Raw genomic sequence first — 16,645 nt, forward strand, 5'->3', positions numbered from 1 at the left:
CATCGTCAGCGGTCGGGCGCGCCGGTCACGACACATCGGGTGCGGCTGTAGATGGTGGGCATGCACAGATTGCAATGCGTGCACGCCGAACGGGCCCGCTGCCCGTCGGTGGCGATCCGATTGACCAAGTCGGGCTCGGCCAGCAGCGCCCGGGCCATGGCAACGAAGTCGAATCCCTCGGCCATCGCCAGGTCCATGGTCTCCCGGTTGGTGATTCCGCCCAGCAAGATCAGCGGCATCGACAACTCGGCGCGAAACAGCCGCGCATCGCGCAACAGATAGGCGTCGCGGTAGGGGTACTCGCGAAGAAACTTATGGCCGGTCATTCGGATGCCCCAGCGCAGCGGCGGCTTGAAGGCGCCGGCGAATTCCTTGACGGGCGCGTCGCCGCGGAACAGGTACATGGGGTTGACCAGCGAACTGCCGGCGGTGAGTTCCAGCGCGTCCAGCCCGCCGTCGTCCTGCAGCCACTTCGCCGTGGTCAGCGCTTCCTCGGTCGTGATGCCGCCGCGGATGCCGTCGGCCATGTTCAGCTTGGCGGTCACCGCGATCTGTTGTCCGACGGCGCGGCGAACGGCCAGTACCAATCCGCGTGCGACCTTGGCCCGGTTCTCCAGTGACCCGCCGAACTCGTCGTCGCGCCGGTTGATCAGTGGCGACAGAAACGAGCTCGCCAGATAGTTGTGGCCTAAATGGATTTCGACGGCGTCGAAGCCGGCGTCGACGGCCAGGCGAGCTGCGTTGGCGTGCGCGGCCAGCACGTCGTCGATGTCGTCGCGGGTCGCCTTCTTGGCGAACCGCATGGCGATCGGGTTGAAGAACCGCACGGGCGCCAGCGCGGTCGCCTTGTTGGACCGTGCGTCGGCCACCGGCCCGGCGTGGCCGATCTGGGCACTGACCGCCGCGCCCTCGGCGTGCACGGCCTCGGCGAGCCGGCGCAGCCCCGGCACCACCTCCGGGCGCATCCACATCCCGTCGCCACTGGTGCGGCCGCCGGGGGAGACCGCGCAATACGCGACCGTCGTCATACCGACCCCGCCCGCCGCCGGCAGCCGGTGGTACTCGATCAGATCGTCGGTCACCAACGCATCGGGCGTGCGCGCCTCGAAGGTCGCGGCCTTGATGACGCGGTTGCGCAGCGTCAGTGGGCCCAGCTTGGCCGGGCTGAACACGTCGGGGGCATCGGCCATGTCAGGAGCGTACGCGGCGGACGTGCCACACTGTCTGCCGTGGGCGCAATCACGCTGGACGGCAAAGCCACCCGCGACGAGATCTTTGTGGACTTGAAGCGGCGGGTGGCGGTTCTGACTTCGTCCGGGTCCGCGTCGGGCCGCCCGCCCGGTTTGGGCACCATCCTGGTCGGTGACGACCCCGGCTCGCAGGCCTACGTGCGGGGTAAGCACGCCGACTGCGCCAAGGTCGGTATCACCTCGATTCGCCGCGACCTGCCCGCCGACATCAGCACCGCCACGCTCAACGAGACCATCGACGAACTGAACGCCAACCCCGGCTGCACCGGCTACATCGTGCAGCTGCCGCTGCCCAAACATCTGGACGAGAACGCGGCGCTGGAGCGCGTCGACCCGGGCAAGGACGCCGACGGGCTGCATCCCACCAACCTCGGCCGGCTGGTGCTCAACACCCCGGCGGCGCTGCCCTGCACCCCGCGCGGCATCGTGCACCTGCTGCGGCGCTACGACGTCGAGCTGGCCGGGGCGCACGTGGTGGTCATCGGCCGCGGCGTGACGGTCGGCCGCCCGCTGGGCCTGCTGCTCACCCGCCGCTCCGAGAACGCGACGGTGACGTTGTGCCACACCGGAACCCGCGACCTGTCGGCGTTGACCAGGCAGGCCGACATCATCGTCGCGGCCGTCGGGGTGCCGCACCTGCTGACCGCGGACATGGTGCGCCCCGGCGCCGCGGTCGTCGACGTCGGAGTCAGCCGCACCGACGACGGACTGGTCGGCGATGTACACCCCGATGTCTGGGAGGTCGCCGGTCACGTGTCGCCGAACCCGGGTGGCGTGGGGCCGCTGACCCGGGCGTTCCTGCTGACCAACGTCGTCGAGCTGGCCGAGCAACGATGACGGCGCGGGCCGTCCTGGCGCACACGTTTCGCGCGCAGTGGCCGATCCTGCTCGTAGGGCTGATTTTCGTGGTGGCGTTCGTGCTGGTGGGGGCGAACTTTTGGCGCCGTGGTGCGCTGCTGATCGGGATCGGTGTGGGCGTGGCGGCCGCACTGCGGCTGGTGTTGTCCGACGAGCTGGCCGGCCTGCTGGCGGTGCGCAGCAAGGGAACAGACTTCATCACCATGGCGCTGGTGGGGGCCGCGATGGTCTATATCGCGTCAACGATCGACCCGCTGGGCACCGGCTGAAACCTACAACCCGGGAATCCCCGGTATCTGCGGCAAACCCGGCAGGTTGCCGGTCGCCACGTCGGTCATCGCCTGCGGGCAATACGTCGAGATGGCGATGCTGGTGAAAATTTGTGCCATCGGCTTGGGCATGCCGGTGCCCGTGGCGACGACGGTCGCTGCCGCCGAGTTGAACGTCCCGCCCGGTCGGGCCAGTGTCGAGCACACGGAATGGCCCAAATCCACGGCACTTGCCGGGTCGCCGTAGTTGACGCCGGCCTGGTTGAGCGCGTTGATGAAGGCGTCGTCGATCGTGCCGGCCTCAGCCGGTGCCGCCAATGCCGCGGCCGCGGTGAGAAGCACCGCGGACCCCGCCAGCAGGCGAGTCGTGAGTGGCTGATGGCGCCATGTTTTCATGTCTGCTCCCCATTCGTATCGGAGCGCACCAGGCCGTTCGGGCACACTCAGGTTTCCCTACGAACCTTGGTGCACGGCCGTCACGTTTCGAACACGACCGCGTAAAGGTTTGCCTTCTACTGTCAGCACGGGCTCAACGACACGATCGCGTCACACTGTGCCACGACACGTCGCACCTCACCGGTTTCGCCGCCGCGCTGATTGACAATGCGGCCCATGATTTCTCGGCAAGCGTTCCTTCGCGGCGCGGTGGGAGCGTTGGCGACATCGGCGGTATTCGGGCACGTGCGGGCGGCTGCGGATCCGTCCAGCGGTTGGACCGGTCTGGCCTCCTCGATCGGTGGCCGGGTGCTGCTGCCGGACAGCGGGGGCTCGTTCACGTCGGGCAAGCAGGTTTTCAACGCGCTCTACAACGGCTCGAACCCGGCGGCAGTGGTCACGGTCACCTCGCAGGCCGACGTCGAGAAGGCGGTCGCGTTCGCGGCCGCCAACAAGCTCAAGATCGCCCCGCGCGGCGGCGGGCATTCCTACATCGGCGCCTCGGCCGCGGCCGGCGCCATGGTGATCGATCTGCGCGGCCTGACCGGCGGCGTGAATTTCGACAGTGCCACCGGAAACGTCACGATGCCGGCCGCGACCGATCTGTATGCGGTGCAGCAGGCGCTGGCCGGCGCCGGCCGCGCGATTCCCACCGGCAGCTGCCCGACCGTCGGCGTGGGCGGGCTGACACTCGGCGGTGGAATGGGCGCCGATTCCCGCCACGCCGGCCTGACCTGTGATGCGCTCAGGTCAGCGACGGTGGTGTTGCCCAGCGGGGAAACGGTCACCGCATCCGCCGACGATCATCCCGACCTGTTCTGGGCGTTGCGGGGCGGCGGGGGCGGCAACTTCGGGGTGACGACGTCGATGACGTTTGCGACCTTCCCCACCGCGGATGCCGACGTGGTGCGCGTCGACTTCGCCCCGTCGTCGGCGGCCCAGGTGCTGACCGGCTGGCAGACCTGGCTGGCGGCAGCCGACCGCAACACCTGGGGCCTGGTCGACATGTCGGTCAGCGCGTCGCAGGCCAATTGCCATGTGCTGGCAACGTGCCCGGCGGGATCCGGCCCCGCGGTGGCCAACGCGATCACCTCCGCGGTCGGTGTCCAGCCCACCGGGGTCGAGCACAAGACGCTGAGTCATATGGACCTGGTGATGTATCTGGCCGGCGGCAGCTCGACGAGTTCACCGCGGGCCTTCGTGGCCGGGTCCGACGTCATCGGCACGGTGAATTCGGCTGCGGCACAGTCCATTGTCGCAGCGCTGGGCAAGTGGCCGCCGGCCTCGGGACGTGCGTCGGTGATCGTGGACACGCTCAGCGGCGCGGTCGGCGATATCGATCCGAGTGGCTCGGCATTTCCGTGGCGCCGGCAATCCGCCGTCGCGCAATGGTACGTCGAGACGCCCAACAGCGGGCAAGCCGCCGTCGCCAACAAGTGGCTAAGCGCCGCACATCAAGCGGTGCAACAGTTTTCGGTCGGAGCGTACGTCAACTACCTGGAACCCAACACCACGCCGTCGCGATACTTCGGGTCGAACCTGTCGCGGCTCACCGAGATCCGGCAGCGATACGACCCGAACCGATTGATGTACTCCGGTCTCAGCTTCTAACTGTCATTCGTCAAATCGGCCGTGTCACTGTGACTTCAGCCCGACCGGGGTTACGTTGGTGGTCGCGGCCAGGGTCGGGGGTGGGCGCCTGCACACCAGACGCACGCGCAGGTGGTGGCTCATATACAGAACACCTCGGTGATGCTGGTGTGGCCACTGTGACCCGCTTGGCTGGTCAGCTGCGTGCCGATTTTCCGGCTTCGGTCTTGGCATTCCGGCGACATCGGACACAACAGGTGCCGTCAACTGGCCGCGGTCACGCCAGCGCCCTGGAACCCGACACCGCGCCGGCGCGACACTTCGGCCCAAACGCTGCCCGACTGCAGTGCGTGGACACCGCGCCGGCCCAACGCGTGGACACTGTTGTCGAGCACCCCGGCGATCCAGGCCGCGGCGCGTTCGGCGACGGCGCGGCACCCGATTACGTCCGAAAGTGGCTTGTTCTGGGCTGCGTCGGTTCTCCGGACGGCCTGTCTACTCGTCCCCTATCGTTTAGCTGTGCGTGAGAACTCGATTCCCGCCGTGCTGCAGGAACGTGCCAGTCTGCGGCCTGACGAGACAGCGTTCACGTTTGTCGACTACGAGCAGGACCGGGCGGGCGTTGCGCAAAGTCTGACGTGGTCGCAGCTGTACCGGCGGACGCGCAACGTTGCACAACAGCTCCGCGCCCGCGGGTCAACCGGTGACCGCGCGGTGATACTGGCACCGCAAGGACTGGAGTATGTCCTGGCGTTTCTGGGCGCACTGCAGGCCGGTCAGATCGCGGTTCCGTTGTCGATGCCGCTGGGTGGCGCCAGCGATGAGCGGGTCAGTGCCGTCCTGGGCGACGCGTCGCCGTCGACGATTCTGACGACGTCGGCTGTCGCCGGCACCATCGCCGAATGCGTCAGGTCCGAAGCCCGCGACCGCGGCGCGCCGTCGCTGATCGAGGTTGATCTGCTGGACTTGGACTCCCCGAGCGGACCCGCTGACGAAGCCTCGCCTAGACCAGACATCGCCTATTTGCAGTACACCTCGGGGTCTACCCGTACGCCGGCGGGAGTTGAGATCTCGCACAAGAACATTCACGTCAACGTCGAGCAAATTCTGTCCAGCTTGTATCGGGACCGCGGCGAGGTCGCTCCGCCGGACACCACCGTCGTGTCGTGGCTGCCGTTCTTTCACGACATGGGTTTGGTCCTGGGAATTGCGATCCCGATTCTGGGCGGCTTTGCGGGAGTGCTGACCAGCCCGGGGTCGTTTTTGCAACGACCGGCGCGGTGGATGCAATTGACGGCAAGTAACAGCTCCGTATTCACCGGCGGGCCCAACATTGCATTCGAATTGGCGGCGGCAAAAACATCAGATGACGACATGGCCGGGCTCGACCTCGGGGACGTGCGCAACATTGTCAGTGGTGCCGAACGCGTACAACCCGCGACGCTGCGGCGCTTCGCCAAACGATTCGCCGCGTTCAACCTCGACCCCAAGGTGTTGCGGCCCTCGTATGGGCTGGCGGAAGCCACGGTGTACGTGGCGACCCGCGAAAGCGATCAACCACCGCTGGCTGTCAATTTCAAAACCGAGGAACTGACCGCCGGCCGCGCGCAGCGGTGCGCCGGCGGAGACGGCACACCGCTGGTCAGCTACGGCATGCCGCGCTCGCCGATGGTGCGCATCGTCGACTCAGAGACCGGTATCGAGTGTCCGGAGGGCGCCGTCGGTGAGATCTGGGTACATGGTGACAACGTCTCGACGGGCTATTGGCAGAAACCGCAAGAGACGGAACGGACCTTCGGTGCAACCCTGGTCGCACCGTCGGCCGGAACGCCCGCAGGGCCTTGGCTGAGGACCGGTGATCTGGGCGTCGTCTCCGAAGGCGAGTTGTTCATCATCGGCCGTATCAAGGATCTGCTGATCGTGTACGGCCGCAACCACTCTCCCGACGACATCGAGGCGACGATCCAGGAGATCACCGGAGGCCGCTGTGTGGCGATCGCGGTTCCCGACGACGACGGCGTCGAAAAGCTGGTCACGATAGTCGAATTCAAGACGCGCGGCGACTCCGACGAGGCGATGCGGCTGATGAGTGTCGTCAGGCGGGAAATCACCTCCAAGATTTCGAAGTCGCAGGGCCTGAGTGTGGCGGATCTCGTTCTGGTTCCACCTCATTCGATTCCGCTGACCACAAGCGGCAAGGTCCGGCGACGGGACTGCCTACAGCTGTACCTGCGCGATGAGTTCACCCGGCTGGACGGGCAGAGCCGTCGGCGAGAAAAGCGCGTGGACCCAGATATTGCTGACACCGCTGCCAGCGCCGGGGCCGACGTGACGTTGGCACAACGCCTACGTACGCTGCGCCAGCAGCAACACGACCTGCTGTTCGGGATGGTGTGCGAGCAGGCGGCAACGGTGCTGGGCTATCCCAGCCCAGAGGACATCGACCCCGAGTGCACATTTCAGGACCTGGGGTTTGACTCGGTGAAAGCCACCGAATTGCTTGACCGCCTCAAGACGGTCACCGGGCTGGCATTGCCACCCACCCTGGCCTTCGACTACCCCACCCCGGCCGAGTTGGCTACCCACCTGGGCCAGCTTCTGAGCGGGTCGGTTGTGGTGGCTGCGCCGGTGCAGCCACAGGTGGCGACGAACGAACCGGTAGCAGTCGTGGGGATGGCCTGCCGGTTCCCCGGGGGCGCGGATTCGGCGGCGGCACTGTGGGATCTGGTGGCCGGCGGCGCCGAGGCCGTGGGGGAGTTTCCGACCGACCGCGGCTGGGACCTGGCGGACTTGTTTGACCCCGACCCTGATGCGGTGGGCAAGACCTACACGCGTGCCGGGGCGTTTCTGGCCGATGCGAGCGGGTTTGACGCCGAGTTTTTCGGGATCTCGGCGCGGGAAGCCCAGACCATGGATCCCCAGCAGCGGCTGCTGCTGGAAGTGTGCTGGGAAGCGTTGGAAACCAGCCGAATTGACCCGGCCGCGTTGGTCGGTTCGGAGACCGGGGTGTTCGTCGGAGCCTGGTCCCAGCAGTATGGCGGGAACGGTTCTGATGGCGCGGAGGGATACGCCATGACTGGGACGTCCACCAGTGTGGCCTCCGGGCGGGTCGCTTATGCGTTGGGTTTACAGGGCCCGGCTATCACCGTTGACACGGCTTGTTCGTCGTCGCTGGTGGCCGCGCATCTGGCGGCTCAGTCGCTGCGGAACGGGGAATGCAGTTTGGCCCTGGCCGGTGGCGTCACCGTGATGACCACGCCGGCAGTGTTCACCGAGTTCTCCCGGCAACGCGGGTTAGCTGCCGACGGGCGTTGTAAAGCATTTGCGGCCGCTGCCGACGGTACCGGCTGGGGCGAAGGGGCCGCGGTACTGGTGCTGGAACGGCTCAGCGACGCACATCGCAACAACCACCCGGTGCTGGCGGTCGTCGCGGGATCGGCGATCAACCAAGACGGTGCCTCCAACGGGTTGACCGCCCCCAACGGGCCCGCTCAGCAGCGCGTCATCACCCAAGCCGTCGCCAATGCCGGTATCGGGCTCGACGAGGTCGACGTCGTCGAGGCCCACGGAACCGGCACCACACTGGGCGACCCGATCGAGGCCGGCGCCCTGATCGCCACCTACGGTGCCGCGCGTGGGCCGGAGCACCCGCTGTGGTTGGGATCGATCAAATCCAACATCGGTCACACCCAGGCCGCCGCCGGTGTCGCCGGAATGATCAAGATGATCGCCGCCCTCAACCACGACAGCCTGCCGCCGACCCGCAACGTCGATCGCCCCAGCCCGCACATCGACTGGTCGGCCGGCACCGTCCGGCTACTCACCCGACCGGTGCCCTGGCCGGTCACCGATCATCCCCGCACCGCGGCCGTGTCCTCGTTCGGGATCAGCGGCACCAACGCGCATCTCATCCTGCGGCAAGCCCCCATCCCGGCTGACACCCGACCCTCAGCCGGGCGCACCGATGACGGCGTTGAGTTCGGGCTGCCCGTATTGCCAATGTGGCCGGTTTCGGCGCGCACCCGCGTCGCGTTGTGCGCGCAGGCCGACCGGCTACACCAACTGCTGGTCCGCCGTCCCGACCTGGACCTCGCCGACGTGGCCTACAGCCTGGCCAGCACCCGCAGCCACCACCCGCACCGGGCCGTCCTGACGGTGCCGGCCGACAGCCCCGATCCCCGGACCGAGCTGCTGGCGGCACTCGAAGCGTTAGCCGCCGATCAACCACATCCCCACCTGATCCAACACCACCAACGCGCGACGTCGGCGGCCAAAACCGTGTTCGTGTTCCCCGGCCAGGGCGGCCAGTACCCCGGTATGGCCGCCGAGCTCTACGGCCGGCACCACGCGTTTTCCGCCGCGCTCGACGAGTGTGATCAGGCCCTGGGTGCCTGCACGGGCTGGTCGGTGCGTGCGGTGCTTCGTGGTGAGCCAGGCGCCCCCTCCCTGGATCGCGTCGATGTGGTCCAGCCGGTGTTGTTCGCGGTCATGGTGTCGTTGGCCCGCACTTTGATCAGCTACGGGATCGAACCGGACGCGGTGATCGGACACTCTCAAGGCGAGATTGCGGCCGCCCATGTCGCCGGGGTGTTCACCCTTGAGCAGGCCGCCAAAATCGTGGCGCTGCGCAGCTCGGCCCTCGCGGATCTGGCCGGGGCTGGTGCGATGGCATCGGTGTTGCTGGCCGCTGACGACGTGGCTGCGCGGCTGGGGCCTTACGGTGATGCATTGGCGGTCGTTGCGGTCAACGGACCCACCCAGACCATCATCAGCGGTGGTCCCGCCGCGATGGCGCGGTTCGTCGCGGCTTGCGAGGGAGACAACGTCCAGATCCGTTCCATCCCAGTCGATTACGCCTCACACTGCGGTCAGGTCGAACCGTTGCGCGAGCGCCTACTTGAGGAGCTGGCTGGGCTGACCCCGAAACCCGGGCGGATCGCCCTGTATTCCACCGTGCACGGCGTCATGTCGGACCAGCCGCTGGACACCACCACCATGACCGCCGACTATTGGTATGCCAATTTGCGTCAACCGGTCCGGTTTTACGACAGCATCCGACATCTGCTGGCCGCTGCTGAGCAGGTGTTTGTAGAAGTATCACCGCACCCGGTGCTGGCCCCGGCGATCGCCGACACCCTGGCCGGCACTGCCGGGCGTTCTGGCTCGGCGGTCCTTCCCACCCTGCATCGCGAGCGCCCCGACCTGGACGCCTTGACCACCACGCTGGCCCGGCTGCAGGTTCATGGTCGTAGCCCGGACTGGTCGGTGGTGTATCCCCACGCCCGCACGGTGGAGCTGCCGACGTATCCCTTCCAACACCATCGGTATTGGCTGACCCCACGATCCAGCACCGATGCTGCCGGCCTGGGGCTGGATCAACCGCAGCATCCGTTACTCGGGGCGATCACCACATTGGCCGATCGGGACGAGGTTGTGGCCACCGGTCGGTTGGCTGTCGGTTCGCAGGGCTGGCTTGCTGCCCATCGGGTGGGTGACGTGGTGGTGTTGCCCGGGACCGGGTTTGTCGACGTCTTGTTGGGGGTCGGGGATTACGTGGGGTGTCCAGTCATTGACGAGTTGATATTGCACACCCCTCTCGTGCTCGCCGAACACACCCCGACCGATATCCAGATCAGCGTGGCCGGCCCCGACGGGGGCGGGCGACGCTCGTTCACCGTCCATTCCCGCACCGGCAGCGACCATCGGGCCGAGGCGGGCTGGGTGTTGCACGCCAGCGGAATCCTCGGCTCCGAGCAAACCGCTGCCGGTGAACCACCCATCCCGGCATTACCGATGACGGCTATCGATGTTGACGGTTTCTATCAGCAACTGGCCGAATGCGGCCTGCACTACGATCCGCCGTTCTGCTCGGTACGCGGGATCGGCCACGAGCCGGCCGACCCCGACCACATCTACGCGGAGGTGGCCCTGCCTGCCGGGACCGATATCACCGGTTACGGGATCCACCCGGCTTTGCTGGATGCCGCGCTGCAGCCCATAGCCGCCGCCCTGGGCGTCGGGGCGGACGCCGAGCCGGCGGCGGTGCGCCTGCCGTTCGTGTTCAGCGGGGTCACCCTGTATGCAACCGCGGCCACCCGGCTTCAGGTGTGGCTGAGCCGCACCGGCGTCGACACCTTCACCCTGCAGGCCAGCGATCCCGCCGGCGCGCCGGTAATCAGCATCGACACGGTCGTGGTGCGGGTCCTGCCCGACACGGCGACTCTTACACCAGCCACGACGGCGGCGCCGTCCGTTCAGGGTTTGTGGGAGCTGGCCTGGCCGCCCCTGTCCACCGATGCTGCCGCAGCGGCCGAGCTGCCGCAGTGGGTGGTGGTCGCCGAAGATCTCGATGCGCTGTCGACCAGCCTGCGCAACGGCCCGGTACGCCCCGATTTGGATGCTGTGCGGCCATGCCCGCCGGTGGTGTTGTGGTCGTTGGCGCTGCCGGAACGTCCCGGCCATGACGGTGATGCCGTATCGAGCATTCATGTGCTGACCCGACGGGTGCTGGCCGGCGTGCAGGCGTGGCTGGCCCGCCCGGACACGTCCGGCACGGTGTTGGTGGTTCTGACGGCTCGCGCGGTGGCGATCAGCCCCCATGACCGGGCGCCGGATCTGGCGCAGGCCGCGGTGTGGGCGCTGCTGCACAGCGCCCAAAACGAGTATCCGGGCCGGATCCGGCTGGTCGATACCGACCACGCCGCCACCAGTGCCGACACCGCGCTGCACCTGCTGGCCACCTTCGCCGGCACCAGCGGTGAGCCGCAACTGGCGTTGCGTGACGGTATCGCTCATATTCCCCGGCTGACCCCGGCGCGGGCGTTGACCCCGCCGCCGACACCGCACTGGCAGCTGATCACCACCGGTCGCGGGGATTTGGCGAACCTGACCCTGGTTCCCACCCCGGCGCCGACGGCGTTGGGCCCGGGTCAGATCCGGGTGCAGATCCGCGCCGCCGGCCTGAATTTCCATGACGTGGTGGTCGCCCTGGCGGCGATCAGCGATGAAGGCCTTGGCGCGGAAGCGGCCGGTGTGGTCATCGACACGGCGGCCGACGTCACGGATTTCGCGCCGGGGGATGCGGTGATGGGGCTGTTCCCCAACAACGCGTTCGCCCCCGCCGCCACCACCGATCACCGCAGCGTCGTGGCCGTCCCGCCGGGATGGTCCTACCCGCAAGCGGCTTCGGTTCCGGCCGCGTATATCACCGCGTACAGCGTTTTGATCGACATCGCGCAGCTGTCGGCCCGACAGCGGGTGCTCATCCACTCCGCTGCCGGCGGGGTCGGCCAGGCCGCCATCCGCATCGCAGCGCACCTGGGTGCCGAGGTGTTCGCCACCGCTCATCCCGCCAAGCACCACATCCTGCGCGGGCTGGGCATACCCGAGGATCACATCGCCTCCTCGCGCACCCTGGACTTCGGTGACACCTTCGCCGCAGCCGGTGGGGGGCGCGGCATGGACGTGGTGTTGAACAGTCTTCGCGGCGAATTCGTGGACGCGTCGCTGCGCCTGGTGGCCCCGGGCGGGCGCTTTGTCGAGATCGGCAAGACCGACATCCGGGCAGCCACCGACGTCGCACAGACTCATCCGGACCTGAGCTATCACGTCTACGACCTCAGCGCCGCCACCCCCGAACAGCTGCAACGCGCCTGGGCCGGGGTGCGCGAGTTGATCAGCACCGGGGTGATCGCGCCCCTGCCGGTGACGCGCTACGGGCTGCTGCGCGCCCCCCAGGCATTCCGCGACATGAGCCAGGCCCGCCACACCGGCAAAATCGTGCTCACCCCGCCCGCGGTGCTCGATCCGCAGGGCACGGTGCTGATCACCGGGGGCACCGGCATGCTCGGCGGGCTGTTCGCCGAACACCTGATCACCGGCTACGGTGTGCGACGGCTGTTGTTGACCTCGCGGCGCGGCGCCAGAACGCCCGAAGCGGTCGAGCTTGCCGAGCGCCTTCAGAATTTAGGTGCCGATGTCACGATCAGCGCCTGCGACTGTGCCAACCCGACCGAGCTGGCCGCCCTGATCGGCTCGATTCCCGCCGAGCACCCATTGACCGCGGTCATCCACGCCGCCGGAGTGCTCGATGATGCGGTGACCAGCCAGCTCACCCCACAACAGCTCGACAACGTGCTGGCCGCCAAAGCCGACAGTGCCTGGTACCTGCACCAACTCACCGCCAACACCGAGCTGGCCGCGTTCGTGTTGTTCTCCTCGGCCGCCGCTGTCCTGGGCGCCCCGGGGCAAGCCAACTACGCGGCCGCCAACGCCGTCCTCGACGCCCTGGCCCTCGACCGCCCGGCGGCTACCAGTCTGGCGTGGGGGTATTGGCAGCCCTCCTCCGGGATGACCGGCAACCTCGAGTCGCGTGATCTCACCCGTCTGACCCGCAGCGGGATGGTCCCGATCACCGCCGGCCAGGGTTTGGCCCTGTTCGATGCCGCCCTTGCCCAGCAGCACCCCAATCTGATCCCGGCCCCGCTCAGCACCCGGGCGCTGGCGGCGTTGGCCCGGGAAAACAGCCTGCCTCCGATCCTGGCCGCGCTGATCACCGCCCGGCCTCAGGCCGCCGCGGCCGACTCCCGCGCGCTGGCTGCGCGGCTGGCCGGGCTGGCCCCCGAGCGACAGCACGACATGCTGGCCAACCTGGTCATCACCGCCACCGCGGCCGTGCTGGCCCACCCGGACCCGGCAGCAATGGATCCCGAACAGCCCTTCAAGGACCTCGGCATCGACTCGCTCAGTGCGCTCGAACTGCGCAACACCCTGTCGGCCCAAACCGGAGTAGCCTTGCCGGCCACCGTCACCTTCGACCACCCCAGCCCCGCGATGCTCGCCGCCCACCTCGCCGGTTTGCTCAGCGTCACCGCTGCGCCCGCGGGTCCGGCGGCGGAGGTCGCCGCGGGTGGCGCCGAGACGGTGGACAATCGGCTCGCCTACCTGGATCAAGCGGCGTTCCTCGGGCTGCGGGCGGGACACGTGTCGCTGCTGCAGGTGACATGGATCTACGACCGCGCCGTCGACGTTGACGGGTTGCGGCGTTTTCACCGCAATCTCGGACGCGGGCTGTTGGGCCGCAGGATCGAACGATCGCCGGTGCCGTTCGCCCGTGATCACTGGGTGTTGGCGCCGGCGCCGGCGGAGATTGACTTCGCCGCGACGCCGCGGCGGCGCGCCGATCTGGGCGCGTGGGTCGACGAGCGGGCGCGCCTACCCATCGATCCGGAGTGGGGGCCGGCCTGGCATCTCGGCGTGTTACCGCTCGAGGACGGCGGGACGGCGATAAGTCTGGTGGCCTCGCATGCGGTGGTCGACGCGATCGCTTTCGGCCAGGCGATAGTCGACGCGGCCGAGGGCAGGACGCGAGATCTGGGTTATCTGCCCGCGGGATCGCGCACCCTCAGGCGGGCGTTGCGAGCGGATCTCCGGCAAACCGTCGAGGAACTGCCCGACGTAGTGCACGCTGTGGGTGGCGTGGTGCGAAGGCTTCGGCGGGATCGCGAGGAGTTCCGGTCATCAATCAAAGCGGCACCGCCTTCCCGGAGGACGCCCGGCGGCGACCAGACGGTGGAGGTTCCCGCCGTGACCGCATGCATCGATCTGGCGGAATGGGATGCTTGTGCGAAAAGGCTTGGCGCGAACAGTAACTCGCTTGTAGGCGGGGTTGCCTGCAGGCTCGCGGTGCGGGCCGGACGGGTTCAGGACGACGGAACGGTCACCCTACGATTCGTGGTGTCGCTTCGGACCGAAGGCGATACCCGCGGCAATGCGCTGACCGCTGTCGACGTGGCCGTCGACCCGGAGCACGCGGCGAGGAACCTCGGGGAAATGCACGCCAAGATCACCCGAGCCGTCCTCGAAGCGATGGAGGATTCCGACAACGAGTTACTGGCACCGCTCCCGCTGGCAGCGGTGACACCGACGTGGGTGGCCAGGAGGCTCCTCGGGATGGCGGCGGGTGGTCCCGGCCTTCCCGTCACGTGCTCCAATGTCGGTGACCTGCCCCCGGCCGCCAACCGTCCCGACGGCACCGATGCCGACTCGTCGTACATGCGACAGATCGAGCCCAATATCACCAGAAACGAACTCGAGGGCACGGGCGGACGAATGCTGCTGAGTTCGGGGCGCAGCCGCGGGAAGATGCGTATCGGAGTCTCTGCGTATATTGTCGGTCGCTCGAATACCACAGATGAGCTGCGGGAGCTGGTGTCGCACACCTTGGCCGAATTCGATCTGAATGCCGAGATCGATTGCTAGTCTTACGCTTTCGCGTGAGGTTGGCTCGGCTCACCAGCCGTCGCGCTAGCTTTGCCGCTCCCGGCGTTGCTATTCACAAGCGCCGCAACGCCACCCGATCCTCAGGACAGCGTTGCCCGTACACACACCGTAACGTACGGCAGCGCCAAACCGGCCGAATTCGCCAGGGCCGGATGAGTGGCCAGCAACTGACGCACCTGGCCGAGTGTCTTGGTGCGGACTTTCGCCGGTGAGGTGATGCAGTAGGTGCGAGACGCCACCAAATCGATCAGTGCTTGCGGCGTAAGGTAATTGGTCCACTCGACCTGAAAACGTTCCACGTCGGTGAACGGTTCGGGCAACGTCGCCTTGTCACGCGCCGGGTCGCCGTCCCGCCCGACGATGTCGCCCAGCTCGCGGACCCAGCCCAGCCGCTCGTCGCGGGTGTTCCACACCAAACCCAACCGGCCGCCCGGCCGCAGCACCCGCGCGACCTCGGGGATGGCGCGCGCGGGATCCACCCAATGCCAGGCCTGAGCCACCAGCACGGCGTCGACGCTGTTGTCGTCCAACGGAATCTCTTCCGCCGTGCCCAGCAGCGCCAGCGTTTCCGGCAGCGAGGCACGCAGCACCTCGAGCATCTCGGGAATCGGGTCTACGGCCACCACGTCCAGACCGCGCTCGACCAGCCGGGTGGTCAGTTTGCCGGTACCGGCACCCAGGTCAAGGACTTTGCGGGCACCGGTCGGCAGCAGCCAGTCGATGGCTTCCGGTGGATAAGAGGGGCGGCCCCGTTCGTAAGCGGCTGCTGCCGAACCGAATGACAGCGATGGGTCCTGGCTGGACCGGGTCACCATGGACGCACGCCCCGATAGTCGGCTTGATGATCAGCCAAATACAGTGTCTGACGGATCAATTCGCCGACAGCCTCCATTTCGATCAGGAAGCCGTCGTGCCCGCAGACGGACTCGACAACGCGCAGCCCGGCGCAGCCGGGCAGCAACTCGGCCAGTTCTTGTTGCAAGCGCAGCGGATAGAGGCGGTCGGAGGTGATACCACCGACCACGACGGGCACCGGACACCCGCGCAGTGCCGCGGCGACCCCGCCGCGTCCACGACCGACGTCGTGACTGTTGAGGGTCTCGGTCAACACCACATAGCTACCGGCGTCGAATCGGGACAACAGCTTGTCCCCCTGGTGTTCCAGGTAGCTCTGCACCGCGTAGCGTCCGCCGTCGGCGGGGTCTTCGCCGTCTTGACCGCGGTTGGCAAACCGGTTGTCGAGTTCGGTCTCGCCGCGGTAGGTCAGGTGGGCAAAGCGCCGGGCGATCTTCAGCCCCGCCTCGGGCTTGCGGCCCGTGTCGTGGTAGTCGCCGCCCTGCCAATTCGGGTCGGCCTTGATGGCCTCGATCTGGGTTGTCTGCGTGCCGATCTGGTCCGCGGTGGCGCGCGCGCCGACGGCCAGCAGCAGCGCCGAGCGCACCCGGTCGGGGTGGCCGACAATCCATTCCAGCGCACGAGCCCCGCCCATGGATCCACCGACCACCGCGGCCACCTGGGTGATGCCCAACGCGGCCAGCGCGGCCATATCGGCCTCCACCTGGTCGCGTACCGTGATCGTCGGAAACCTTGAGCCCCAGGGTTTCCCGTCGCGCGCAAGCGAACTGGGCCCGGTGGAGCCGCGGCAACCGCCCAGCACATTGGTGGCCACCGCGCACCAGCGGTCGGTGTCGATCGGCGCGCCCGGCCCGGCCACCCCGTCCCACCAACCGGGGGTGGGGTGCCCCGGCCCGGCGGGTCCGGTGATGTGTGAATCACCGGTGAGGGCGTGCAGCACCACCACAACGTTGTCGCGGTTGGGCGACAACGTGCCCCAACGCTGTACGGCGATGCAGACGTCGTGGATCACCGCACCGCTTTCCAGGCGCAGCGGGCCGATGTCGACCAGACCGATCTCACCTTCGGCGGGCAGCGTCTGGGTGGGCACGTCGGAGATCGTCACGT

The 16,645-nt window shown here is 67.9% G+C and carries 8 protein-coding genes; 4 read left to right on the top strand and 4 right to left on the bottom strand.

The window, feature by feature from the left end:
• Positions 1-5: 5 nt before the first annotated feature.
• Positions 6-1,190, bottom strand: coding sequence for an NADH:flavin oxidoreductase (locus EET10_RS05790; RefSeq protein ID WP_063467585.1), 1,185 nt, complete (start codon positions 1,188-1,190; stop codon positions 6-8).
• A 39-nt stretch (positions 1,191-1,229) separates the two neighbouring features.
• Here EET10_RS05790 and EET10_RS05795 point away from each other — a divergent pair, with 39 nt between their 5' ends.
• Positions 1,230-2,087 carry a bifunctional methylenetetrahydrofolate dehydrogenase/methenyltetrahydrofolate cyclohydrolase gene (locus EET10_RS05795; RefSeq protein WP_063467584.1) on the top strand — a complete coding sequence of 286 codons (858 nt, stop codon included), beginning with the start codon at positions 1,230-1,232 and terminating at the stop codon, positions 2,085-2,087.
• Positions 2,084-2,377: a DUF3017 domain-containing protein gene (locus EET10_RS05800; protein WP_063467583.1), complete on the top strand. Its 294-nt coding sequence runs from the start codon at positions 2,084-2,086 to the stop codon at positions 2,375-2,377. The genes EET10_RS05795 and EET10_RS05800 overlap by 4 nt, the downstream gene beginning before the upstream one ends.
• Positions 2,378-2,380: 3 nt before the next feature.
• Here the strand turns inward: EET10_RS05800 and EET10_RS05805 are convergent, their stop codons facing one another.
• The gene (locus EET10_RS05805; RefSeq protein WP_036398222.1) at positions 2,381-2,773 is read right to left on the bottom strand and encodes a DUF732 domain-containing protein; all 393 of its coding nucleotides are present in this window, start codon (positions 2,771-2,773) and stop codon (positions 2,381-2,383) included.
• 207 nt (positions 2,774-2,980) lie between these two features.
• Here EET10_RS05805 and EET10_RS05810 point away from each other — a divergent pair, with 207 nt between their 5' ends.
• Positions 2,981-4,423, top strand: coding sequence for an FAD-binding oxidoreductase (locus tag EET10_RS05810; RefSeq protein ID WP_036398220.1), 1,443 nt, complete (start codon positions 2,981-2,983; stop codon positions 4,421-4,423).
• 498 nt (positions 4,424-4,921) lie between these two features.
• The gene (locus tag EET10_RS05815) at positions 4,922-14,662 is read left to right on the top strand and encodes a type I polyketide synthase (RefSeq protein ID WP_122501962.1); all 9,741 of its coding nucleotides are present in this window, start codon (positions 4,922-4,924) and stop codon (positions 14,660-14,662) included.
• A 101-nt stretch (positions 14,663-14,763) separates the two neighbouring features.
• Here EET10_RS05815 and EET10_RS05820 read toward each other — a convergent pair whose 3' ends face one another.
• Positions 14,764-15,495: a class I SAM-dependent methyltransferase gene (locus EET10_RS05820; protein WP_036399367.1), complete on the bottom strand. Its 732-nt coding sequence runs from the start codon at positions 15,493-15,495 to the stop codon at positions 14,764-14,766.
• Positions 15,492-16,643 carry a homoserine O-acetyltransferase MetX gene (metX, locus tag EET10_RS05825; protein WP_063467581.1) on the bottom strand — a complete coding sequence of 384 codons (1,152 nt, stop codon included), beginning with the start codon at positions 16,641-16,643 and terminating at the stop codon, positions 15,492-15,494. The genes EET10_RS05820 and metX overlap by 4 nt, the downstream gene beginning before the upstream one ends.
• Positions 16,644-16,645 lie beyond the last annotated feature (2 nt).

The sequence above is a fragment of the Mycobacterium pseudokansasii genome, from assembly GCF_900566075.1.
Taxonomy (GTDB): Bacteria; Actinomycetota; Actinomycetes; order Mycobacteriales; family Mycobacteriaceae; genus Mycobacterium; species Mycobacterium pseudokansasii.